We start from the raw sequence: 21,921 nt of genomic DNA, 5'->3' as shown, positions 1-21,921 counted from the left end.
TGACGAATCGACGTTTAAAACAGTTTTTTTATGCTTCTCTTACCCGTTGTGGATAATCTGTAATCCAACCTATAATGTTCGATGGTGGATTGTTTAAAAGCTTTTCCGTCCCTTCGATTCCATATAATCGAATTTGATAACGTTCTTTCGCGACATAAGAAGCGACACTTTCATTCCAATACTTATGATGAAAATGGAATACATCTGCGGCCTCATATGACGACCAATTCATTTGTCTCACTTGCTTCTTCTTTAATAAATAGGCCGTTTCAATCGATGGATTTTGACGTTTCACTTCTTCAATCACTTCATAATGGAAGGATGAAATATGTGTGAGCGGTGCAATTCTTTCAAGGAGCTCAACGATTTGTTTAATTTGTTCTGGCCGTTCTGCCACTGTCTCTTTTAACTCTACATTCAACTTTAATTGATGCACTTCGCAAAAGTGGACGACTTCTTTCAATGTTGGGATGTATAAATTTTTCAAGCGTCGTTGCCATAACGAGCCTAATTTAACCCTTCTTAACGACTTGAAGTTCATCTCGTCAATGAAACGATCACGGCTCGCCACTCTGCTTAAATTCCGGTCATGAATAACGATCGGCACACTATCTTTCGTCAGCTGTACATCGATTTCGATGCCATCTGCTCCTTCAGCAACCGCTCGCTGAAACGCACTGATCGTGTTTTCAAAAGCAGAGCCACTTGCGCCACGATGCCCATATATTTCGACATTACACATTGAGTGTATCTCCCACAATTTCAAAGACACCTTGGGTTGATGAATGGATTGTGGACGATTTTTCCTCGATTTGAATAATGACGCCAGGGTGGGCTTCCCTCACGACTTCAATTCTCGGTTTTAAACGAATTTTCATCTTTTGTAAATTGTTATAAATCGAACGTTCTAATTGAGATATAATTCGTACTTTTTTCTGCACTTCTTGTTCTAACTTTTCAAATGCTTCTAACTGTTGACCGATTAAACGAGAGGCGTGCGGCTTCACTTTTAACAATTGTTCTTCCAAACGTTTATACGCTTTTTGCTCTTCACTCAATTGTTCCGCCATCTTTTGTGACTCTCGACGCAACTTATCTTTCGGTATACCGTACACTTCTAAATGTGTTGCACGCTCATGGACATTTCCTGCAAAAGCCGTTTCGATATATTCACGAGCACGGACATGGCCCCCGATCACTTTCCCTTTATTGCGATCGATAAATACCTTTTCTGCCTCTACTGTAGAACCGAGCAAATACGAACCGATATGTACTTCTTTCCCTTTTAACTTTCCGTTGTTCGAATGCTTAATGTAAAGTGCTTCTGCGGCTTCGATCACTGTGCGATTCGCACCGAAAACGCCACCTTTAATATAAATGGAACCTTGTGTCGAGCGAATCTCTTTAGCGTTGGATACACTATCTCGTCCTTCAATCGAAATATCTCCTGTTGCGACGACAGAATAGCTCGCGAGCACAGTGCCACGAATGACGATCGAACCGTCAAATTTTAAAGAGCCTGTTTCTGGACCGACATCTCCTTGAACGACGAGTTGTTTATCGACAGAGACGACGCCATTTTTCCATTGTAAAGCGCCTCCATGAATAGCGCGTAAAACGATTTTGTCGCCCTCTTCTACTTCTTCGACCGTCTTTTTATCATAGTAGAGCGCAACATCTTCACCATTCATCGCAGCGATTGGTTCACCGTATACGTTAAATCCGGGCGTTCCTTGTTTTGCCTTCTCTTTTTCACCTAACCAACCACCTTGTTCAATCGGTGTGACGAAGTTCATTTCGTACAAGTCCGCTGAACCATCTTCTCGAATGACGGGACGGCGCTCTGGCTTTGGAATGTAACGCACGACAGCATTCGCACCTCGAACAGGTTCCTGCCCTTTCGCAATAATTAATGGCTCCTTCACTTGCACATCTTCGGGAATTTCTTGAATGCCGTGTGTAATATTCGATTTTTCAATCGTATCTTTAATTTCAGCGATATACTTTTCCCTATCTTCATCGAAATCTTCTTGTGTTAAGTTAATGTACAATTCCGCTTTCATCTTATCTTGAGATACGATAATTTGATACGTCGGAACATATTTTCCAATCTCATGATTTTGACCGACTACCGTTAACGCTTGTCTAAGCGCCATAAATGAGCCGACTTCAATACGAGGATGTTGTTGCACGAGAAAATCTAAATCTTTCATAGAGTATCCGCTCTTCTTTAAATGTAAAATGACTTTTCTGTCTTTTACAAATAAATCAAAGTATTCGTTTTGTTCTAGCATATCAAGCCCTCCTTTATAATAGACTATATTCAAAGATAATCATTATTGCTCGTAGTGACGATGACGTAATTCTCTCAGTTTTATCTCTTCTTTTTTATTATCTCAGTTCATGAACTTAACAAACAATGCTACTTTTCAATCATTTTATATTGAATTTCATTATTTATTTGCAATCTGTGACTTTCGTCTCTCTGCTAATTGTAAAAGCTCATTCGCTGCCTTTAAAGAAAGAGGGGTAATTTCCGCACCTGATAGCATGCGAGACAGCTCTTCTGTACGCTCAGCTTCCGCAAGTGGTGTGATCGCCGTCGTCGTTCGATCTCCCGTCACATGTTTAGCGATGAAGTAATGATAATCCGCCATCGCTGCGACTTGCGGTAAATGTGAAATACAGAGCACTTGTGAATGTGCACCGATCATTGCGATTTTTTCTGCTATTGATTGCGCTACACGTCCACTCACTCCTGTATCCACTTCATCAAAAATAATGGACGTAATGCCACGATGTTTGGAAAACACTGTTTTTAACGCTAACATCATGCGTGAAATTTCTCCGCCTGATGCAACTTTAATTAATGGTTGCAACGGTTCTCCGACGTTCGTCGAAATTAAAAATTGCACGTCATCATATCCGTATTGATCGAATGCCTGATGCTCTTTTCTTTCTATAGATACAACAAAATTCGCTTTCGCCATATGCAGATCAGATAACTGTTCGATAATTGATTTTTCTAATTTTTTGGCGACTTTTTTACGTTTAAAAGAGAGTTCCTCCGCTTCGATTTGTAAGTCAGCTTCTAATTGCTCCAACATCTCTTGTTGAGCGAGAGCGACTTCATCACGATGAAGTAACTCATTTAACTTCTCTTCAATCGTCTCGCGATATAAAAGAATCTCTTCTACCGTTTGTCCGTATTTCCGCTTTAAATTAGCGAGTAAAGCGAGGCGGCTTTCCACATATTCTACACGTGCTGGGTCGTATTCCATTTCGTCGATTCGTTGACGTAAAGAATGAACGGCATCTTGTAAACTATAAAAGCTCGAGGAGACCGTTTCACATAGTGGTTGTAAATCCGTATCAACCGTCGCCGCATCTTCTAAATCACTCATCGCAGAGCCGACATAGTCGAGCCCTTTCGATTCTCCATTTAATGCTTCATACGCTAAGTTTAGACGTTCGTATAAGCGATTGTAGTGGTCGAGTTTCATTTTTTCATTTTCTAACTCGATATCTTCGTCCACTTGTAATTCTGCTTCGTCAATCTCTTTTAATTGAAATGAATACAAATCGATATGCTGAGCGATTAATTGCTCGTCTTCAATCGCTCGAGCAATCGTCTGTTTCAATTTCACATAGCGTTCATAAGTCGTACTATAATGCGCTAACGCATCGTGGAAAGACTCACCTGCAAATTGATCGAGTAAGACGATATGATATTTCTCTTGCATGAGCTCTTGGTTTTCATGTTGTCCGTGAATGTCGATGAGAAAGCTCGTCACTTCTCGCAAAATGGCGATCGTGACGAGTTTGCCGTTTATGCGCGTCGTCGTTTTCCCGTTACGATTCAGCTCGCGTCGAATAATTAATTCATCCTCCGCTTCTATGCCGAATGTTTGCAGCAGTTCTTTCAATTGTTCATGAGGAGGGATATAAAATAGCCCTTCAATCTCAGCACGCTCCGCTCCAAATCGGATGAAATGGGTAGATGCTCGCCCTCCTGCTAAGAGCTGAACCGCATCGATAATGATCGATTTCCCCGCTCCTGTTTCCCCCGTAAGCACCGTTAATCCACCATTAAAAGATACGGTCAATTGTTCAATGATCGCAAAGTTTCGTATCGATAATTCCGCTAACATCGCTCAACCTCTTTTCTATCGTTACAATAATGCTAAAATTTGATTTTTGACACTTTCTGTCTCGCTCGCATCTCGACAAATGAGCAAGCATGTATCATCGCCACAAATCGTTCCGAGCAGTTGTTCATCCCATCCGAGATTGTCAACGAGGGATCCAACGGCTTGTGCGTTCCCAGGTAATGTTTTTAAAATGATAAAGTGACTTGCACTGTCAATACTAATAAAGGCGTCTCCAAGCATACGGCTTAGCTTTTCTTCTGTATTGTATTTCTGAACCGTTGGCAAGCTATATTTATATCGTCCATCCGGAAGTGGGACTTTTATTAAATGTAACTCCTTAATATCTCGCGAAATCGTCGCTTGTGTCACTTCTACTCCAGAAGCTTTCAATTGTGCGACGAGTTGGTCTTGTGTTTCAATTTCATTGTTCGCGATAATATCACGAATGCGAATATGGCGTTGGCCTTTATTCATTGATGGTCACTCCATTTCTCTTTCATTCTATCCAAACGTCACTTTTTTATTAAAAGCGAGCATGGTTCAACTTTTTGTTTTTTATAACTACCGTGTACTATACATAATTATACATGGAATGTATAGTTTTTTCACATAAAGAAAGCACGCTCATCGCGCGCTTTCTAGTAGACTATTTTATTTCTTGTTCTTCTTCCACCATTTTAATGATCACTTCAGCAACTTCCTCTGCCGTTAAATGAACTTCTTTCAACAATTCATCGACCGACCCATGCTCTACGTATTCATCAGGTATTCCAAGAACTTTCACAGATGGAACGTCTTCTTGGACGAGTGCTTTCTCATGATACCATTCGAGCACACCGCTACCGAAGCCGCCTGCTGCGACACCTTCTTCCAATGTGACGATCATTTTGCCAGCGTCACGAATGTCAGCTAACATTTGTTCATCCATCGGTTTAATGAAGCGCGCATTCACAACTTCTACAGAAATTCCGCGACGTTCGAATGCGATTTGAGAAGCCTCCAGTGCGGTCGGAATCATCGTACCGAATGTTAAAATCGTCACATCATTCCCACGTTCTAACACTTCCCAAGAGCCGATTGGTAATGGTTTTAATTCCGTATCCATCTCTACCCCGACACCGTTTCCACGCGGGAAGCGAAGAGCGATCGGACCGTCGTCATAAGACAATGCGGTTTTCACCATATGTTGTCCTTCATTTTCATCTTTCGGTTGCATAATGACGATGTTTGGCAAATGGCGTAAAAACGCGATATCAAATACACCATGATGCGTCTCGCCATCCGCTCCGACAAGACCTGCACGGTCGATGCCGAAAAAGACGTTGAGCTTTTGACGTGTCACATCGTGCAATACTTGATCATACGCACGTTGTAAAAATGTTGAATAAATCGCAACGAACGGTTTCATTCCGTCTGCCGCGAGCCCTCCTGCCATCGTCACCGCATGTTGCTCGGCAATTCCGACATCATAAAAGCGGTCGGGGAAACGCTTCGCAAACTTTTCGAGTTTCGAACCGACAGGCATCGCTGGCGTAATCGCGACGACACGTCGATCGTCTTCCGCAATTCCTTCTACCGTATCCGCAATGAGTGCACTCCATGCTGGCCCTTTTGTCGGCGATTTAACGAAATCACCCGTTTCGATTTTATATGGACCTGTTCCATGCCAAGTACCGATTTTATCGTTTTCAGCGGGTTTGTATCCTTTTCCTTTTTTCGTGACGACGTGAACGAGTGTCGGACCGTCTACTTTTTTCGCATACGTTAACGTCTTTTCAAGCTCTTCATAATCGTGGCCATCGATCGGACCGAGATACGTGAATCCGAGCTCTTCGAAAAACATGCCAGACACGACCATATATTTTAAACTATCTTTTAATTTTTCCGCGGCGTCTGCTAAATGTCCGCCGATTGCTGGAATTTTGCGCATAATGTATTCTAGTTCATCTTTTGCGGTATTGTATTTTCCGCTCGCGCGAAGTCTTCCGAGCATCGTATGCATCGCTCCGACGTTCGGCGCAATCGACATTTCATTATCGTTTAAAATGACGATCATATTCGTCTTTTCATGTCCGATATGGTTGAGGGCTTCAAGCGCCATACCACCTGTTAATGCCCCGTCTCCGATGATCGGAATGACGTAGTTTTTCTCCCCGCGAATATCGCGAGCAGCGGCCATACCCATCGCTGCGGAAAGCGAAGTGGAACTATGCCCCGTTTCCCACACGTCATGCGCTGATTCTGCGCGTTTCGGGAATCCACTCAAGCCTTTATATTGACGCAACGTATCGAATTGATCGGCACGTCCCGTTAAAATTTTATGGACGTACGCTTGATGTCCGACATCCCAAATAAATTTATCTTTCGGACTGTCGAATAATTTATGCAACATAATCGTCAACTCGACCACACCGAGGTTCGGACCGATGTGACCGCCTGTTAACGAACATTTTTCAATTAAAAATTGTCGAATCGTTTGCGCTACTTCTCCTAGCTGTTCATAATTGAGCGCCTTCAACTTAGATGGATCGTTAAATTGAGAAATATCCACCGCTATCACACACCTTCATAAATTGATTCCTTGCGAATAGATTCATATGTTCATTATATCAATAAAGGATAAGGACACAATGATGAATGACTTATAAATCTCTTGCAACGATATAATGAGCAAATTGATGGAGGTAAGAATCCTCTTGGAAAAAAGCAATCGCATCGATCGCTTGCTCGTAATGAGCTTGCATTTGCTTCTCTGATTGCTCTAGCCCGAGTATTGCTGGGTATGTCGATTTTTCCGAAGCTTCATCGCTATTCGCAGGTTTACCGAGTTGTTCAGTCGTGCTCGTCACATCCAAAATATCATCTTTAATTTGGAAAGCTAAACCGATATGACGCGCATAACGTTTTAATTCACTTCTCTCATGTTCGCACATACGTGATAAAATTGCACCTGCTTCAATGCTATATGTTAAAAGTGCACCTGTTTTATGAATGTGTACATGTTCGAGCTCTTCTAAAGAAAGTTGTCTCGTCTCGCCTTCTAAGTCTAACACTTGGCCACCGACCATGCCGTCTGCCCCGCTCGCTTTCGCTAACAATTGAACGAGTTCAATGCGTATATCTGCTGGAATTGAATGCGCTTCTGCGATGCTTTGAAAAGCCATCGCTTGCATCGCATCTCCTGCTAAAATTGCCATCGCTTCACCGAATTTTTTATGATTCGTCAATTTTCCACGGCGGTAGTCATCATCGTCCATGGCAGGAAGATCATCGTGAATGAGCGAATACGTATGAATAAGTTCGATCGCAGCAGCGACTGCATATCGATCTTCCACTCGTTCGTCCGCCTCTAAAGCATCTTCTAAAACGGCTAGAACGAGTAATGGACGAACGCGCTTCCCTCCTGCTTCGATGGAATAGTGCATGCTTTCTTTCAAGCTTGCAGGCATCGTACTTTGATCGAGTAAAGCATAGAGCGCCGCATTCACTTTCGGTATTTCTCGTTCGATAAACTGTTGTAATGCGCTCATTCTACACTCTCCTCATCCTCTAAAGTCGTCACTTGACCATTTTCTTGGACGACAGTCATCACTTGTTTCTCCGCTCGTTCTAATTGACCTTTGCAAAGTGCAGAAAGTTCCATTCCCTTTTTATACAATTCAATCGATTGTTCTAACGGAGCATCTCCACGTTCTAATAATTGTACGATTTCTTCAAGTTGTTCCATCGCTTGTTCAAACGTTAATTTCGCCATTACAATTCCTCCTTTTGTACGTCGGTCACGACAGCCTTCGCCACACCGTCTTTTAACTGTATTTTAACTTCATGATCGATTGTCAATTGTTCAATCGTCGTCACGACATTCTCTTCTTCATATGTTACCGAAAAACCACGCTCGAGTATAGAGAGAGGATTTAATGTTTGCAGGAGACGAATTTGATGCAGTAATTGCTCCTGCTTCTGTTCTTGTTGGGTCGCAATTGCTCGTTGCAAACGTTCTGCTACACTCGTATGCAAATGGCGTGCTTCGATCAATTTATGTTTAGGTGTTTGAGACGAAAGCGCATGCGTTACATTCCACAGCTGACGTTCTTTTTCTGTCAATGCATTTCGCATCGTTTGTTGTAGCGCTCTTTCAGCATGTAAATGGCGTTCGATTTGCGGTTCATACAAACGTTCCACCCGTTGAAAGACAGGAGACTGCACAGCATACTCATAGCGCTTTTTCGCCCGTTCAAGCTGATGACGTAGCAATTGAGTGAGCGACCATTGTTGTTGCTTCACGCGCTCTTGTAGCTCCAATTGAGAAGGAACAGCTAACTCCGCTGCCGCTGTCGGTGTCGGCGCTCGTAAATCGGCTACGAAGTCGGCAATCGTCGTATCGGTCTCATGTCCGACTGCACTGATGACAGGAATACGCGATTCAAAAATAGCACGCGCCACTTGCTCTTCGTTAAACGCCCATAAATCTTCAATCGAACCTCCGCCACGTCCGACGATGAGCACATCATATTCTCCTTCATTCGCGCGTTCAATCGCTCGTACAATGGAAGGGGCCGCTTTTTCTCCTTGGACGAGCGCTTCATAAAGCGTTAGTTCGACGAGCGGGTAACGACGTCGAATCGTCGTGTACATATCGCGAATGGCCGCGCCTGTTTTTGCGGTGACGATCGCAATTTTTTTAGGATAAGGAGGGAGAGGCATTTTCCAGCGCTCTTCAAACAATCCTTCTTTTGCTAAGTCTTGTTTTAACTGCTCGAACTTCAAATATAAAGACCCGATGCCGTCTGGCTCAATTCGTTCAATATACAATTGATATTGACCCATCCGTTCAAATACTTGAACCGAACCTTCGATGAGCACTTGCATCCCTTCTTCTAAACGAAACTGCACATGTTGCGCTTGTCTCGCAAACATGACCGCACGAATTTGCGCTCCTTGATCTTTCAATGTGCAATAAATATGTCCTGAGGAGTGGAATGTAATATTAGACAGTTCTCCCCGAACGAGTAACTTCGTCAAATGAGGATCCGCTGAAAATTTTCTTGCTATATATTTCGTCAATGCTGTTACAGTTAAATAGCTTTGTTCTGTTGTCATCGTGCTCCTCCTCTACAAAAGATAACGCTGTCTAATTAAAATTAGACAGCGCTCTGTTCGGTTCATATGCTTTGTATTACTGTTCGATGCCACATGCACGTCTTGCACTGTGCACAGTATTTTTAAGTAACATCGTAATCGTCATCGGACCGACACCACCTGGAACTGGTGTGATCGCACTGCTCACTTCTTTCACTGAATCAAAGTCAACATCTCCACAAAGCTTGCCATTTTCGTCTCGGTTCATTCCGACATCAATGACGACTGCGCCTTCTTTTACATATGATGCATCGATCATTTTAGCACGGCCTACCGCCACGACTAAAATATCCGCTTGTTTCGTCATCTCTGCTAAGTTCGGTGTACGTGAATGACAGTATGTTACTGTCGCATCGCGTTGTAATAACAACTGTCCCATCGGTTTTCCGACGATATTACTACGACCGATCACAACCGCGTGACGTCCTGCAATTTCCACATTTGTACGCTCTAATAACTCAATGATACCGTATGGTGTACATGATAAATAAGTCGGTTGGCCGATCACCATTTTTCCGACGTTCACCGGGTGGAATCCATCGACATCTTTATCCGGTGTAATCGTACGAATGACTTCATCTTCGTTTAAATGTTTCGGTAATGGCAATTGCACTAAAATGCCGTGAATGTCGTCATCTTCATTTAACTGACGAACGTGTGAAAGCAACTCTTCTTGTGTCGTTTCTTTCGGAAGACGAATTAAACGTGACATCATACCTGCCGCAATTGTCGCCTTCTCTTTGTTTTTCACATATGTAGCACTCGCTGGATCGTCCCCGACTAAAATTACTGCTAGTCCTGGTTTACATCCTTGTTTTACGAGCTCTTTTACTTCTTCTGCAATTTCTGCTTTAATCGTTTGACCGATACCTTTGCCGTCGATTAATTGTGCCACCATCTTCTTCACTCCATTATTTATTCATTTTAGATAGTACGCCGTTGACGAATTTACCTGATTTTTCATCGCTGAACGTTTTGCAAAGTTCAACCGCTTCGTTTACGACAACACGTGCTGGAACCTCCGTGTAGTTCATTTCATACACTGCCAGACGTAAGATCGTTCGTTCAATTTTAGGTAAACGTCCGAATGACCAGTTTTCTAAATGTTCCGCTATTAAAGCATCAATCTCATCTATATAAGCAACCGTCCCTCTTACAAGTTGTTCGTAAAATTCATCAAGAGGGATTTCGACGATAAAAGGGATCGCCTCTTCTAAAGTAATTTCGGTTTCATCTAGCTGAAAAAGAGTTTGAATCGCTTTTTCACGTGCTTCGTGTCGTTTCATTATACTATCTCCTAACTATTTCAATGTCTCGGGGTTAATCATAGCATATTTTGAGCGTTTGCACCTACTTGAAAGTAAAAAAGAAGCTAGGATTAAAAAGAAGCTTCTTTGTGAAAAAGATGACAGGCGTCAAAAAGAGTGTATTCAAAAAGAGATCAATCTTTTCGCTTCCTTTTTTTGACACCTACATCATCGGCTCACCGCCTCTTTTTTTGCCTAACCTCTTTCATGTCGATATGGATTACTGAGCAAATTGAATGCCTATAATATGAACATTCACTTCTTTCGTTTCTAAAGACGTCATATGATAAATCGTTTGACGCACTTGCTCTTGAATCTCTTGCGCGACTTTCGGAACGACATAACCGTATTCGATCACACAGTAAATGTCGATTGCGAGTTCGTCGTCTTGCCACACCGTTTTGACACCTTTGCCATGCACGGTTTTACCGAATTTTTCAACGACGTCATCCGCAAAGTTCCCTTTCGTCATCGCGACACCTTCTACTTCATTCGTCGCGATTCCGATAATGACTTCCAACACCTCTGGAGCTAAATGAATGCGTCCGAGTTCTTCACCTTGCGCTGGACTTTTTCCAACGAACGAAGGATTCGTTTTTTCTGCCATCGTAATTCCTCCTTCAACTATTCCATTACAGAATATGTCTCTAAAAACTTCGTATCGAAGTCACCCGATTTAAAGACTGGATGTTCCATCACTTTCGAGTGGAATGGAATTGTCGTGTGCACGCCTTCGATTAAAAATTCATCGAGTGCACGTTTCATACGTTCAATCGCTTCTTCTCGCGTGTTCGCATGAACGATCAATTTCGCAACCATCGAATCGTAATAGGGTGGGATTGTATATCCATTATACACTGCTGAGTCAACTCTGACACCAAATCCACCTGGCGGCATGTACATTTCTATTTTTCCAGGGGAAGGCATGAAGTTTTTCGCTGCGTTTTCCGCATTAATTCGGCATTCGATTGACCAGCCGTTAAACTGAATATCTTTTTGTTTATATTGCAGTTTTTCTCCTGATGCGACGCGAATTTGTTCTTTAATGAGATCTACTCCGGTGATCATTTCTGTCACAGGGTGCTCGACTTGGATACGCGTGTTCATTTCCATGAAATAAAATTTGCGTTCGATGTGGTCGAAAATGAATTCTACTGTACCCGCTCCACGGTAGTTGACCGCTTCTGCTGCTTTCACAGCCGCTTCTCCCATTTTCGCGCGAAGCTTCTCGTCAATCGCTGGTGACGGTGCTTCTTCTATGAGTTTTTGCATACGGCGTTGAATCGAACAGTCACGCTCTCCTAAATGGATGACATTCCCATGCTTATCCGCGAGCACTTGCACTTCGACGTGGCGGAACGTTTCGATAAACTTTTCTAAATAAAGTCCCGGGTTTCCGAACGCTGCTTCCGCTTCTTTTTGTGTAATTTGAATCCCTTTAATGAGCTCTTCTTTATTGCGAGCGACACGAATCCCGCGGCCTCCGCCACCAGCCGTCGCTTTAATGATGACAGGGAAGCCAATTTCTTCTGCAATTTCAAGCGCTTCTTCCGCGTCCGCAACGAGTCCTGTTGAGCCAGGTACGATCGGAACGCCTGCTTTTTTCATCGTTTCACGCGCGATATCTTTCGTTCCCATTAAATTGATCGCTTCTGATGTCGGGCCGATAAATTCGATATTCACTTCTTCGCAAAGCTCTGCGAACGCTGCGTTTTCTGCTAAAAACCCGTATCCTGGATGAATGCCATCACAATCCGTCAATTTCGCGACGCTAATGACGTTCGAGAAGTTTAAATAACTGTCTTTCGATAAAGTAGGGCCGATGCAGTATGCTTCATCTGCTAGTTCTACGTGGAGTGCTTCTTTATCTCCTTCCGAATAAACAGCAACAGTTTTAATATTCATTTCTTTACAAGCGCGAATAATACGCACTGCAATTTCGCCTCGATTGGCTATTAAAATTTTCTTCAAAACAGTTCCTCCTTAATTCGGACGTACTAAAAAGAGTGGTTGTCCATATTCGACGAGTTGACCGTCTTCCACTAAAATTTCGACGATTTCTCCATTTACTTCCGCTTCGATCTCATTGAATAACTTCATCGCTTCTACGATACAAACGATCGATGTTTCCGTCACGCGATCACCGACTGCAACATAATTGTCCGCTTCAGGTGACGCCGCTGCGTAAAATGTACCGACCATCGGTGATACGATTTCCACTAAACCTTCTTCACGCGGTGCTTCCACTTCTTCTTGTACTTGCGCAGGCGCTTCTTGTACTGGTGCATTCGTCACCGCTACAGCTGGCGCTTCTTTTTTAACAGGTGCTGGTTGTGCTTGTTCTTGAACGACTTGTTGCACAACTTGTACTTCTCCCGCTTTTTTCGAAATGTGTAATTTTACTCCATCTTGCTTAAATTTAAAGCTCGTTAATGACGATTGATCAACCGCCTCGATAATCGCACGAATCTCTTCTACTTTTAACATATTGTTCGCTCCTTTAATTTCAAGAAATTTATTCTTTTTACATTGTACCTGTTTTCGAGTGGTCATACCACTTTTTTCTGTAAAAAATTGCTCACCTTCTCAAAGTATGAAAAGGTGAGTCTTTTATTTTGGAATTAAGCGCGTGAAACGTATTCGCCTTCTTCAGTATTGACTACTAATTTATCGCCAGCGTTGACGAAGAATGGTACTTGGACGACGAGTCCTGTTTCCATTTTCGCTGGTTTAGAACCACCGCTCGCTGTATCTCCTTTAATACCTGGCTCTGTTTCTGCTACTTCGAGCGTCACCGTTACTGGTAAAGAAACGCCGAGTACTTCGCCTTCGTATTGCATAATTGAAACTTCCATATTTTCAAGTAAGAATTTTAATTCGTACTCAATTTTATCTGATGGAATTTCGATTTGGTCGTATGTTTCGTTGTCCATGAAAACGTGTGCGTCGCCGTTTGCGTATAAATATTGCATTTTACGGTTATCGATTTGCGCACGGTTTACTTTTTCTCCACCGCGGAATGTTTTTTCTTGGATGTTGCCGTTACGGAGGTTACGGAGTTTCGAACGAACGAAAGCTGCTCCTTTACCTGGCTTTACGTGTTGGAACTCAAGAACGCGCCAAATATCTCCATCTACTTCGATTGTTAATCCTGTACGGAATTCGTTTACTGAAATCATATTGTCTCCACCTTTATGTTCATTCGTAATTTTCGGATGTTCCGATTATAAAATGCGTAATTCTTTTGAAGATTTTGTTAAACGACGGTTGCCATCTTCAGTGATAACGAGGTCATCTTCAATGCGGACGCCTCCGACATTCGGTACGTAAATACCAGGTTCTACTGTAACACACATATTCGGTACGAGTACAGTGTCAGAGCGGAAAGAAAGTGACGGATTTTCGTGCACTTCAAGTCCGATTCCGTGACCTGTCGAGTGACCGAACTGTTCGCCGTATCCTTTTTCCGTAATGTAATCGCGTACGATCGCATCCGCTTCTTTTCCTGTCATGTTCGGGCCGATTTTTTCAACGCCGAGCAATTGAGAATCTAACACAATTTGATAAATTTCTTTCATTTGTTCTGAAGGTTCCCCCACCGCAACAGTACGTGTAATGTCTGAAATGTAACCATTGTATAAAGCACCGAAGTCGAGTGTAACCATATCGCCTTCTTCAATCACTTTATTCGATGCGACACCGTGTGGTAAAGCACCGCGCACACCGCTTGCGACGATCGTGTCAAATGATGACTGTGTCGCGCCGAGTTTGCGCATGTAAAATTCCATTTCGTTCGCAATTTCAAGCTCCGTTACACCTGCGCGAATTTTCGTACAAATGTATTCATACGTTTTGTCCGCAATCTCTGCAGTTTGTTGTAAAATGACGAGTTCTTCGTCTGTTTTAATGATGCGAAGTTGCTCGACTAAACCTGAAACAGGAACGAGTTTCGCATCTGTTTGGCTGTCGTACAATTCCATTAAGCCATACGTAAGATTATCTTTTTCGAAACCGAGCGTTTGGACGTTCATCTCTTTTAATTGAGCGCCCGCTTCTTCGAAGATCGTCTTCGTATGTTGAACGATGCGGAAATCTTTCACTTGCTCAGCCGCTTGTTCCGTGTAGCGGAAATCGGTAATGAATACTGCATCGTCTTGAGAGACGATCGCGATTCCTGCTGACCCTGTAAATCCTGTCATGTAACGACGGTTATACGGGTTCGTAATGAGTAGTGCTTCTATTTCTTTCTCTACTAACAATTGACGTAATCGTTGTAATTTCAATTGACGTCCTCCTTTAGTTGAATGAGCGCTTGAAGTGCTAATAAATAGCCGTTCGAGCCAAAACCTGTCAGCTGTCCAATGCAAGCAGGTGCCGTAACCGAATTCGTGCGAAACGGTTCGCGCGTATGTACGTTTGAAATATGCACCTCTACTGCTGGAACAGATACCCCGCTAAGCGCATCGCGAATTGCGATACTGTAATGGGTGAATGCTGCCGGGTTAATGATGATGCCATCGAATGCTTCATCTTCTGCACGATGAATCGCTTCAACGATTTCATATTCTCGGTTCGACTGCAAACATTCGACTTCAATGTTGCGCTCTGTTGCATAGTGAACAATTTTCTCCTCGATCATTTGTAATGTTTCATGACCGTAAATATGTGGTTCACGTTTTCCGAGTCGATTTAAATTCGGCCCGTTTAAAACGAGTATACGCATACGAGTCCACCCCTTTTATTCATCTTATCCATTTTATCATATTCTCGTAGTCGTTGAAACGCTTTTCAATTTTTTCAGAATGAAAAGCGTTATGAGTAGTCGTTCCGCTTCTTTTTTAGTACAATGAACGAATACATTAAATTAAAGTAGGTGACATTATGTCCAAAGAACAATCTTGCCCAACATATGGTGGTCAAGCTTTAGTAGAAGGTGTCATGTTCGGAAGCCGCGAACATACGGTAACGGCTATCCGCAGAAATGATGACACACTCGATTATTTTTATGCGAAGAAAAAATCAAATCCTACGATGCAAAAACTTAAAAAAATTCCTTTTTTAAGAGGTGTCGTTGCCCTTTTTGAATCCGCGATTTTAGGTTCAAAACATTTAAATTTCTCAAGCGACCGATACGATGTCGATCCGAATGAAGAAATCGTGGAAGAAGAGCCATCTAAACTCGCGATGATTTTAGGCGTAGCCGCCGTCACCGTCCTATCCTTTCTATTCGGAAAATTCGTCTTCACACTTGTTCCTGTCTTCCTCGCGCAACTCTTTCAATCCGTCGCTCCTGGAAAAACAGCACAAGTATTGATTGAAACATCGTTCAAACTCGCTTTATTGCTCGGGTACATTAGTTTAATTTCGATGACGCCGCTCATTAAGCGTGTTTTCCAATATCACGGAGCGGAGCATAAAGTCATTAACGCATTTGAAGCAGGAAAAGAATTGACGGTGAAAAATGTTCAAGCGGCTTCACGCTTACATTACCGCTGTGGAAGTAGTTTCATTTTGTTCACAGTGATCGTCGGTATGTTCATTTACTTCCTCGTTCCCCACGATCCGCTTTGGTTACGTATTACGAACCGAATTTTACTCATCCCGGTCGTGCTCGGCGTTTCTTTTGAAGTGCTGCAAGTGACGAACGCGGTGCGTAACGTGCCCGTTTTAAAAGCGATCGGGTACCCTGGCCTCTGGTTGCAACTTATCACAACGAAAGAGCCGGACGATGAACAAGTGGAAGTGGCGATCGCCTCTTTCAATAAGTTACGTGAAGTAGAGCGTATCGGACTCCACGCTTTCGACGATGTTCCTGTCACAATTGACGAAGAAGTCGTAGTATCACAAGTAAATAGCGAAGTGTAATCACTTTTAAAACTGGAGAATACCGCAATGTTAAAATGACGGTCTTCTCCAGTTTTTTATTATGTAAAAGTCTTTCCTTTCAATCTTTTACCATTTTCTGATGTTTTTTTAGTACCTTTCGTGTATAATGCTGTATGATTTGCTTACTATTTCACGAGGTGAATATATGAAACGTTATTATGCTATTTCAGCTGTTATTACATTATTTGCTGTCTCTTTAACTTTGCTTTTTTCTTATTTAGCATGGAAAGAACAAAATATTGCGGCTCCTACAAAAACGGAAGCATCCATCGCTTCTGAAACGAGTCCAATTGATTTACCTTCAAAGGAACAAGAAAATATCACTGAAGAGAAAAGTGAAACGACGATCACAATCGGCATGATTGGAGATGTCCTGTTACACGAACCGATGCTTTATTACGGCGATTACCATTTCGCATTTAACGATGTTAAAAAACAAATGCAAGATATGGACTTTTTATTAGCGAATATTGAATCATTACCTGGCGGACAAGAACTCGGACTCAGTGGTTATCCTAAATTCAACAGTCCATCAGCCATCGTTCCAGCACTCGTTAATAGTGGTGTACATTTCGCATCAATCGCAAACAATCACGTACTAGACCACGGGGAACGACAACTTCAAAATACAATTGCGACATTTAACGAATACGACCTCCCCTATACTGGCGCTTTTTTGTCTGAAGAAGATTTAGCAAATATGCGCGTTGTCGATGTAGAAGGTGTAAAAGTAGGAGTACTCGCTTACACATATGGAACGAACATTTACAAGCAGTCACATCCAGACGGCAAAAAATATTTAGTAAATATTATTGAAGAAGATCGCATCGTTCGCGATTTAGAAAAGATGAAAGATTTAGCGGATGTTACCGTATTATCTTTACATTGGGGAACTGAATATTCTCATGAAACGACAGAATTACAACGGCGCTTAAGTGAACGTTTTACAGAAGCAGGTGCCGACATCATTTTCGGGCATCACACTCACGTTTTACAACCGATGCAATTCGTCAATGACCAACCTGTTTTCTACTCTCTCGGAAACTTTTACTCCGCTCAACCGTGGGCTGGGACGAATATCGGGGGAATCGCGCGTGTCTCCTTAACGAAAATTCAACAAGGAGACGATGTGACGATTCAAATTAACGACGCGCACCTTCATCCGACAACGGTTACACAAGATGCTCAATTTCCAAACGAGAAAAAAGCACGCTTACGCGTACGCTCTTTAGCAGATGTCGGCAATGTGCTCGGCTACACAGTAGACAAAGTGGAAGAAATTGTAGGAACGACGAGCTGGGAATAAAAAATGGCATGAAATCAAAGTAACCATTTGATTTCATGCCATTTTTAATAGTTCAATTAACGGCGATACGTCCACTCGTCATTCGCATACTTCTCACGTTCTAATTGCGCGACATACGCTTCTTGTTCTTCTGTTAAAACCATCGGCGTCAACTGAAGGTCGAGCGCTTGCTGAAAACCGTCTCGGAACGCGACGATACATTCTTCAATCGTGATCGGGCGTGACGTCAATTGTTCAATCGACACCGCGCGTTCTGGTAAACTACGCAATGTTTGCTCTCGCTCTTCTTCGCTTTTAAAAATAAAGAGAGAGACTAATTTTTCGATGTCAAGCGACACTAAAATAGCACCATGTTGTAAAATGACACCTTTTTGACGTGTTTGAGCACTTCCTGCCACCTTCTTACCTTCTACAACGAGCTCGTACCAACTCGGCGTATCAAAACAAACAGCCGACTTCGGACGTTTTAAATCCGCACGCGCTTCTTCTGTATCAGGAACAGAGAACGAAGCGTCTAAGCCTAAATTTAAAAAACCTTGAAGGACGCCTCCTGAAATGACGCGATACGCCTCCGTTACCGTTTCAGGCATCCCTTCTTCACTTACGATGACGCTATACGTCAATTCATGTTCATGTAAAACACCACGTCCACCTGTCGGGCGACGTACGAGACCGAGTCCGAGCTCTTCTACTTTTTCTAAGTCGATTTCTTTTTTTATTTTTTGAAAGTAACCGATCGATAATGTCGCAGGTTCCCATTCAAAAAAGCGTAAGACAGGACCGATTTCTCCTTTACTATGCCACTCTAATAACGCTTCATCCAATGCCATATTGTACGAAGCGGAACGTTTTCCCGTATATAAGTAGTTCCAATTTTTGTTCATGCTCGTCACTCCTTCTTTAATTCCTACTAATTTTAACAAACTCGTTGAATGTATGCCATCTTATCATTATAATAGACATTGAATATGAAGGAGGAACAGACGGTGACAACATTACAATTTTTCATTGGTTTGGCGATTGCCATAATCATTTATTTCATCATTACGTATGTGCGCTTAAGCAAAGCGGTCACAAACTTAACGCAGGAGCAATTTATAGAAGGTTATCGAAAAGCACAACTCATCGATGTTCGCGAACCGAAAGACTTTAAAGCAGGACATATTTTAGGAGCGCGTAACATCCCGTATAGCCAATTGCGCCAACGATATCAAGAGATCCGTCCTGATCAACCTGTTTACTTATATGATCAAAATACAGGAAAAAGCTCACGTACTGCGCTATTTTTAAAGAAAAAAGGATACACGCAACTGTATCAATTAAACGGCGGCTTCCGTACGTGGACAGGAAAAGTAAAATCAAAAAATTAATGTACATAACCTTTAAAGATGGTCCGCCATTTTTAAAGGTTTTTTTATTTGCGGAATAACCACGTTTTCAGTAAAGCGAGCGTCTCTCTCACATGCGCTTTTTGAGCGACAGAAGGCGGTGTCGGCGCTGCGATCATCACAGGAGTAAAACCGACTTTCTCCGCTAAATACCGAGCTCGCTTCAAATGAAAATCACTCGATACGATGTACACATGACGCTCCTCTGTCACATAACTCGCATTGACAAGGTTTTCGTAAGTCGAGGTGGAACGACTTTCTAAAAGAATATCCTCGCTATCTACACCATGCATCATCAAATATTGTTGCATCGCGGAACTTTCCGTCGTCGGTTCATCATGACCTTGTCCACCCGTTACGATAATTTGTTGAACATGACCTTCTTCATACAATGTTAATACGCGATCTAAACGTGCTCGTAACGCCGGTGCTGGACTTGCATCTTCCTTTATTTTAGCGCCTAAAACGATCGCTGTTTGAACATTCGTATTCAATGAATCTCCAGATTTATCCATTTCAATCGCTCGATATGTATAACTGTAACAAGCGATTGAAAGCCCTGCGGTTACCGCAAAAATAAGGACCCATTTCTTCATCTGTCTCTCTCCTTTTCACTTCTATTCATTAGTACGTCTTCCCTTTGAAAAAAGATGCCTTCTCCTACGTAATTCTGTCAATAGCTGTTGACAGTACTACTTTCATCCGTCATGATTATACTTTAACTATTACAGAAAAGGAGTTTGAACAAATGCGCAAAACAATTATTTTCACTGGCTTTATGCTTTTCTCTTTATTTTTTGGCGCAGGTAACTTAATCTTTCCACCATCTGTCGGATTTTTCTCTGGCGATGCTTTCACACCTGCGATTTTAGGATTTACGATTACAGCAATTTTACTACCATTAGCAGCGGTGGTTGCGACGATTATTTCAAAAGACGGACTCCTTTCAATTACAAAACAAGTCGGTCCTGTATTCGGTGTTTTATTCGCCGTATTACTATATATGTCAATTGGTCCTTTTTATGCGATTCCACGTGCAGCAAATATCGGATATAAATTTGGATGGGCTCCAATTATTGGTGAAAACGGGTTGCACCTCCTCATTTTCTCGGTCATTTTCTTCTTGGCGACATACTTCGTTAGTATTCGTCCACAAAAATTAGTCGATATTGTCGGAAAATTGCTAACTCCGGCACTACTCATTACATTGACAATATTATTTATTCAAGCAGTGCGAACATTTACGTACACTTCAAAACCAGCGGGTGAAAAATTTGCAGAACATCCATTTTTAGTCGGATTTTTAGAAGGGTATTTCACACTCGATGCGATTGCGGCACTCGCTTTCGGTATCGTCGTTATCGAATCTTTGAAACTTGCAGGGATTCGTGAACGCGGTGAACTTATTAAAGGGACGACGATGGCAGGTGTCATCGCAGCGATTGGACTCGGACTCGTTTATCTTGCGATTGCTTGGATCGGCCGTGTCATTCCGTTTGAAGGCACTCCAGGAGACGGCTCTGATTTACTCGTTGCTGCATCTTATCTATTATTCGGAACATCTGGTAACTACGTATTCGGAATTATCGTTTTACTCGCATGTTTAACGACAGTGATTGGGCTCATTACAGCATGTAGCCAATTTTTCGTGAAACTATATCCGAAATTTAGCTACCACACATATGTTATTGTCTTTATCTTTATCGGATTTTTCTTTACGAACTTCGGACTCGAAAACTTATTAAACATCGCTGTTCCGTTACTCGTTTTCATCTATCCAGCTTCTATCATGTTAATCACATTAACATTATTACAGCCGATGCTCGGATATAGCCGTCAAATGTATCGATTCAGCGTAACAATTGCGATTCTTTTCGGTATTTATGATGCACTTAGCGCAACATCGATCGATATGAAATGGTCTGAACCTTTCCTTTCTTGGATTCCATTATTCGACGCTGGACTTGCATGGCTCGCCCCTGCATTTATTGCGGCACTGATCGGATATATGATCGACCGATTGTCAAACAACGTAAAAGCTGTTTAATGCAAAAGCCAAATGTTCATGTGAACTTACTTTAAGTTCACACATGACATTTGGCTTTTTTCTTTATTCACCTTTCAAACGTGTAATTTGATAAGCGATATATTTCGTAATCTCTCGCAAAGAGCGTTTTTTCGTTTGGACACGAATATGACTCGCTTTCATATAATAAGGTTTGCGCGCTTTATAAAGAGCAGCGATTTCTTCTTTCGTAGAACGTTGAACGATCGGACGATTTTTATCAGTCGAAATCCGACGCCAAATGTCACGAAATGGTGCATTTAAGAAAATGACGAGACCACTTTCTCTCATAAGTCGAATGTTTTCGTCATTCGTTGCAACTCCTCCGCCTGTTGCGATAATGCAAAATTCATCTCGAAACTCACGTAAAAAGTCTGTTTCCATTTGGCGAAAAGCAGGCTCTCCATACTTTTCAAAAATTTCTGGAATGCTCATGTTCATCTTCTTACTAATTTCTGTATCCATATCGTAAAATGGAATTTTTAAATACATGCTGACCCGCTTCCCAATAGCAGATTTTCCGCAGCCCATAAAGCCAACTAAATATACTTTTTTCATCTTTTCTCCCCTACCTACTGCTCGCGCAACACAGTATATACTGCTTCACGATATATTTTTTCAACGGAATTGTAGTAATGATACATACTGCGATGTTCTGTACTATACGTTACCATAAAGT

General features: G+C 42.2%; 23 protein-coding genes. 4 read left to right on the top strand and 19 right to left on the bottom strand.

The window, feature by feature from the left end; all coding sequences use genetic code 11:
• Positions 1 to 28: 28 nt before the first annotated feature.
• The 16 genes from ACFQ0V_RS07510 to aroQ form a co-directional block, all read right to left on the bottom strand.
• Positions 29 to 742 (bottom strand): glycerophosphodiester phosphodiesterase, encoded by a 714-nt coding sequence (locus ACFQ0V_RS07510; RefSeq protein ID WP_381011749.1) that lies wholly within the window; start codon positions 740 to 742, stop codon positions 29 to 31.
• Positions 735 to 2,294: a FapA family protein gene (locus tag ACFQ0V_RS07505; protein WP_381011746.1), complete on the bottom strand. Its 1,560-nt coding sequence runs from the start codon at positions 2,292 to 2,294 to the stop codon at positions 735 to 737. Before ACFQ0V_RS07505 ends, ACFQ0V_RS07510 begins: the two co-directional genes overlap by 8 nt.
• A gap of 159 nt (positions 2,295 to 2,453) precedes the next feature.
• Positions 2,454 to 4,151 carry a DNA repair protein RecN gene (recN, locus tag ACFQ0V_RS07500; RefSeq protein ID WP_381011745.1) on the bottom strand — a complete coding sequence of 566 codons (1,698 nt, stop codon included), beginning with the start codon at positions 4,149 to 4,151 and terminating at the stop codon, positions 2,454 to 2,456.
• 21 nt (positions 4,152 to 4,172) lie between these two features.
• Positions 4,173 to 4,625, bottom strand: coding sequence for a transcriptional regulator AhrC/ArgR (gene ahrC, locus ACFQ0V_RS07495; protein WP_194561717.1), 453 nt, complete (start codon positions 4,623 to 4,625; stop codon positions 4,173 to 4,175).
• A gap of 172 nt (positions 4,626 to 4,797) precedes the next feature.
• Positions 4,798 to 6,702, bottom strand: coding sequence for a 1-deoxy-D-xylulose-5-phosphate synthase (gene dxs / locus ACFQ0V_RS07490; RefSeq protein ID WP_381011740.1), 1,905 nt, complete (start codon positions 6,700 to 6,702; stop codon positions 4,798 to 4,800).
• 91 nt (positions 6,703 to 6,793) lie between these two features.
• Complete coding sequence (locus ACFQ0V_RS07485) at positions 6,794 to 7,681, bottom strand: polyprenyl synthetase family protein (protein WP_381011738.1); 888 nt, start codon at positions 7,679 to 7,681, stop codon at positions 6,794 to 6,796.
• Complete coding sequence (xseB, locus tag ACFQ0V_RS07480) at positions 7,678 to 7,905, bottom strand: exodeoxyribonuclease VII small subunit (RefSeq protein WP_381011735.1); 228 nt, start codon at positions 7,903 to 7,905, stop codon at positions 7,678 to 7,680. The genes ACFQ0V_RS07485 and xseB overlap by 4 nt, the downstream gene beginning before the upstream one ends.
• Positions 7,905 to 9,251 (bottom strand): exodeoxyribonuclease VII large subunit, encoded by a 1,347-nt coding sequence (xseA, locus tag ACFQ0V_RS07475; protein WP_381011732.1) that lies wholly within the window; start codon positions 9,249 to 9,251, stop codon positions 7,905 to 7,907. Before xseA ends, xseB begins: the two co-directional genes overlap by 1 nt.
• A gap of 76 nt (positions 9,252 to 9,327) precedes the next feature.
• Positions 9,328 to 10,188, bottom strand: coding sequence for a bifunctional methylenetetrahydrofolate dehydrogenase/methenyltetrahydrofolate cyclohydrolase FolD (folD, locus tag ACFQ0V_RS07470; protein WP_381011729.1), 861 nt, complete (start codon positions 10,186 to 10,188; stop codon positions 9,328 to 9,330).
• Between the two features lie 13 nt (positions 10,189 to 10,201).
• A complete protein-coding gene (gene nusB / locus ACFQ0V_RS07465) occupies positions 10,202 to 10,576 on the bottom strand; it encodes a transcription antitermination factor NusB (protein WP_381011726.1) in 375 nt (124 codons plus the stop codon).
• A gap of 241 nt (positions 10,577 to 10,817) precedes the next feature.
• On the bottom strand, positions 10,818 to 11,204 hold the full coding sequence (locus ACFQ0V_RS07460; RefSeq protein WP_381011723.1) for an Asp23/Gls24 family envelope stress response protein: 387 nt from the start codon (positions 11,202 to 11,204) through the stop codon (positions 10,818 to 10,820).
• Positions 11,205 to 11,221: 17 nt separating this feature from the next.
• Positions 11,222 to 12,568, bottom strand: coding sequence for an acetyl-CoA carboxylase biotin carboxylase subunit (gene accC / locus ACFQ0V_RS07455; RefSeq protein ID WP_381011720.1), 1,347 nt, complete (start codon positions 12,566 to 12,568; stop codon positions 11,222 to 11,224).
• Between the two features lie 12 nt (positions 12,569 to 12,580).
• Positions 12,581 to 13,084, bottom strand: a complete 504-nt coding sequence (gene accB, locus ACFQ0V_RS07450; RefSeq protein WP_381011717.1) for an acetyl-CoA carboxylase biotin carboxyl carrier protein — start codon at positions 13,082 to 13,084, stop codon at positions 12,581 to 12,583.
• Positions 13,085 to 13,218: 134 nt separating this feature from the next.
• Positions 13,219 to 13,776: an elongation factor P gene (gene efp / locus ACFQ0V_RS07445; RefSeq protein WP_381011714.1), complete on the bottom strand. Its 558-nt coding sequence runs from the start codon at positions 13,774 to 13,776 to the stop codon at positions 13,219 to 13,221.
• A 45-nt stretch (positions 13,777 to 13,821) separates the two neighbouring features.
• Entirely contained in the window at positions 13,822 to 14,880 is a 1,059-nt protein-coding gene (locus tag ACFQ0V_RS07440; protein ID WP_381011711.1) for a M24 family metallopeptidase, read from the bottom strand.
• Positions 14,877 to 15,320, bottom strand: a complete 444-nt coding sequence (aroQ, locus tag ACFQ0V_RS07435; protein ID WP_381011708.1) for a type II 3-dehydroquinate dehydratase — start codon at positions 15,318 to 15,320, stop codon at positions 14,877 to 14,879. Before aroQ ends, ACFQ0V_RS07440 begins: the two co-directional genes overlap by 4 nt.
• Before the next feature lie 158 nt (positions 15,321 to 15,478).
• On the opposite strand from aroQ, the gene ACFQ0V_RS07430 reads away from it, so the two are divergent.
• On the top strand, positions 15,479 to 16,462 hold the full coding sequence (locus ACFQ0V_RS07430; protein ID WP_381011706.1) for a DUF1385 domain-containing protein: 984 nt from the start codon (positions 15,479 to 15,481) through the stop codon (positions 16,460 to 16,462).
• A 166-nt stretch (positions 16,463 to 16,628) separates the two neighbouring features.
• Entirely contained in the window at positions 16,629 to 17,789 is a 1,161-nt protein-coding gene (locus tag ACFQ0V_RS07425; RefSeq protein WP_381011704.1) for a CapA family protein, read from the top strand.
• 56 nt (positions 17,790 to 17,845) lie between these two features.
• Here ACFQ0V_RS07425 and ACFQ0V_RS07420 read toward each other — a convergent pair whose 3' ends face one another.
• Entirely contained in the window at positions 17,846 to 18,673 is an 828-nt protein-coding gene (locus ACFQ0V_RS07420) for a lipoate--protein ligase family protein (RefSeq protein WP_381011701.1), read from the bottom strand.
• 102 nt (positions 18,674 to 18,775) lie between these two features.
• Here ACFQ0V_RS07420 and ACFQ0V_RS07415 point away from each other — a divergent pair, with 102 nt between their 5' ends.
• Positions 18,776 to 19,159, top strand: coding sequence for a rhodanese-like domain-containing protein (locus ACFQ0V_RS07415; RefSeq protein WP_381011698.1), 384 nt, complete (start codon positions 18,776 to 18,778; stop codon positions 19,157 to 19,159).
• Positions 19,160 to 19,203: 44 nt separating this feature from the next.
• Here ACFQ0V_RS07415 and ACFQ0V_RS07410 read toward each other — a convergent pair whose 3' ends face one another.
• Positions 19,204 to 19,773 carry a YdcF family protein gene (locus ACFQ0V_RS07410; RefSeq protein WP_381011696.1) on the bottom strand — a complete coding sequence of 190 codons (570 nt, stop codon included), beginning with the start codon at positions 19,771 to 19,773 and terminating at the stop codon, positions 19,204 to 19,206.
• A 152-nt stretch (positions 19,774 to 19,925) separates the two neighbouring features.
• Here ACFQ0V_RS07410 and brnQ point away from each other — a divergent pair, with 152 nt between their 5' ends.
• Complete coding sequence (gene brnQ, locus ACFQ0V_RS07405) at positions 19,926 to 21,224, top strand: branched-chain amino acid transport system II carrier protein (protein ID WP_381011693.1); 1,299 nt, start codon at positions 19,926 to 19,928, stop codon at positions 21,222 to 21,224.
• A 63-nt stretch (positions 21,225 to 21,287) separates the two neighbouring features.
• Here brnQ and ACFQ0V_RS07400 read toward each other — a convergent pair whose 3' ends face one another.
• On the bottom strand, positions 21,288 to 21,800 hold the full coding sequence (locus ACFQ0V_RS07400) for a shikimate kinase (RefSeq protein ID WP_381011692.1): 513 nt from the start codon (positions 21,798 to 21,800) through the stop codon (positions 21,288 to 21,290).
• Positions 21,801 to 21,921: the final 121 nt, after the last annotated feature.

The organism is Savagea faecisuis, assembly GCF_042675605.1.
In the GTDB taxonomy this organism is placed as follows: Bacteria; Bacillota; Bacilli; order Bacillales_A; family Planococcaceae; genus Savagea; species Savagea faecisuis.
The sequence above is the reverse complement of the archived record's forward strand: the minus strand, read 5'-3'. Positions and strand labels throughout refer to the sequence as shown.

What these genes read in the sequence shown, in the direction of transcription:
- ACFQ0V_RS07510 (WP_381011749.1), bottom strand. Translation starts at nt 742, where the DNA reads ATGTGTAATGTCGAAATATATGGGCATCGTGGCGCAAGTGGCTCTGCT.
- ACFQ0V_RS07505 (WP_381011746.1), bottom strand. Translation starts at nt 2,294, where the DNA reads ATGCTAGAACAAAACGAATACTTTGATTTATTTGTAAAAGACAGAAAA.
- recN (WP_381011745.1), bottom strand. Translation starts at nt 4,151, where the DNA reads ATGTTAGCGGAATTATCGATACGAAACTTTGCGATCATTGAACAATTG.
- ahrC (WP_194561717.1), bottom strand. Translation starts at nt 4,625, where the DNA reads ATGAATAAAGGCCAACGCCATATTCGCATTCGTGATATTATCGCGAAC.
- ACFQ0V_RS07485 (WP_381011738.1), bottom strand. Translation starts at nt 7,681, where the DNA reads ATGAGCGCATTACAACAGTTTATCGAACGAGAAATACCGAAAGTGAAT.
- xseB (WP_381011735.1), bottom strand. Translation starts at nt 7,905, where the DNA reads ATGGCGAAATTAACGTTTGAACAAGCGATGGAACAACTTGAAGAAATC.
- xseA (WP_381011732.1), bottom strand. Translation starts at nt 9,251, where the DNA reads ATGACAACAGAACAAAGCTATTTAACTGTAACAGCATTGACGAAATAT.
- folD (WP_381011729.1), bottom strand. Translation starts at nt 10,188, where the DNA reads ATGGTGGCACAATTAATCGACGGCAAAGGTATCGGTCAAACGATTAAA.
- nusB (WP_381011726.1), bottom strand. Translation starts at nt 10,576, where the DNA reads ATGAAACGACACGAAGCACGTGAAAAAGCGATTCAAACTCTTTTTCAG.
- ACFQ0V_RS07460 (WP_381011723.1), bottom strand. Translation starts at nt 11,204, where the DNA reads ATGGCAGAAAAAACGAATCCTTCGTTCGTTGGAAAAAGTCCAGCGCAA.
- accB (WP_381011717.1), bottom strand. Translation starts at nt 13,084, where the DNA reads ATGTTAAAAGTAGAAGAGATTCGTGCGATTATCGAGGCGGTTGATCAA.
- efp (WP_381011714.1), bottom strand. Translation starts at nt 13,776, where the DNA reads ATGATTTCAGTAAACGAATTCCGTACAGGATTAACAATCGAAGTAGAT.
- aroQ (WP_381011708.1), bottom strand. Translation starts at nt 15,320, where the DNA reads ATGCGTATACTCGTTTTAAACGGGCCGAATTTAAATCGACTCGGAAAA.
- ACFQ0V_RS07430 (WP_381011706.1), top strand. Translation starts at nt 15,479, where the DNA reads ATGTCCAAAGAACAATCTTGCCCAACATATGGTGGTCAAGCTTTAGTA.
- ACFQ0V_RS07425 (WP_381011704.1), top strand. Translation starts at nt 16,629, where the DNA reads ATGAAACGTTATTATGCTATTTCAGCTGTTATTACATTATTTGCTGTC.
- ACFQ0V_RS07420 (WP_381011701.1), bottom strand. Translation starts at nt 18,673, where the DNA reads ATGAACAAAAATTGGAACTACTTATATACGGGAAAACGTTCCGCTTCG.
- ACFQ0V_RS07410 (WP_381011696.1), bottom strand. Translation starts at nt 19,773, where the DNA reads ATGAAGAAATGGGTCCTTATTTTTGCGGTAACCGCAGGGCTTTCAATC.
- brnQ (WP_381011693.1), top strand. Translation starts at nt 19,926, where the DNA reads ATGCGCAAAACAATTATTTTCACTGGCTTTATGCTTTTCTCTTTATTT.
- ACFQ0V_RS07400 (WP_381011692.1), bottom strand. Translation starts at nt 21,800, where the DNA reads ATGAAAAAAGTATATTTAGTTGGCTTTATGGGCTGCGGAAAATCTGCT.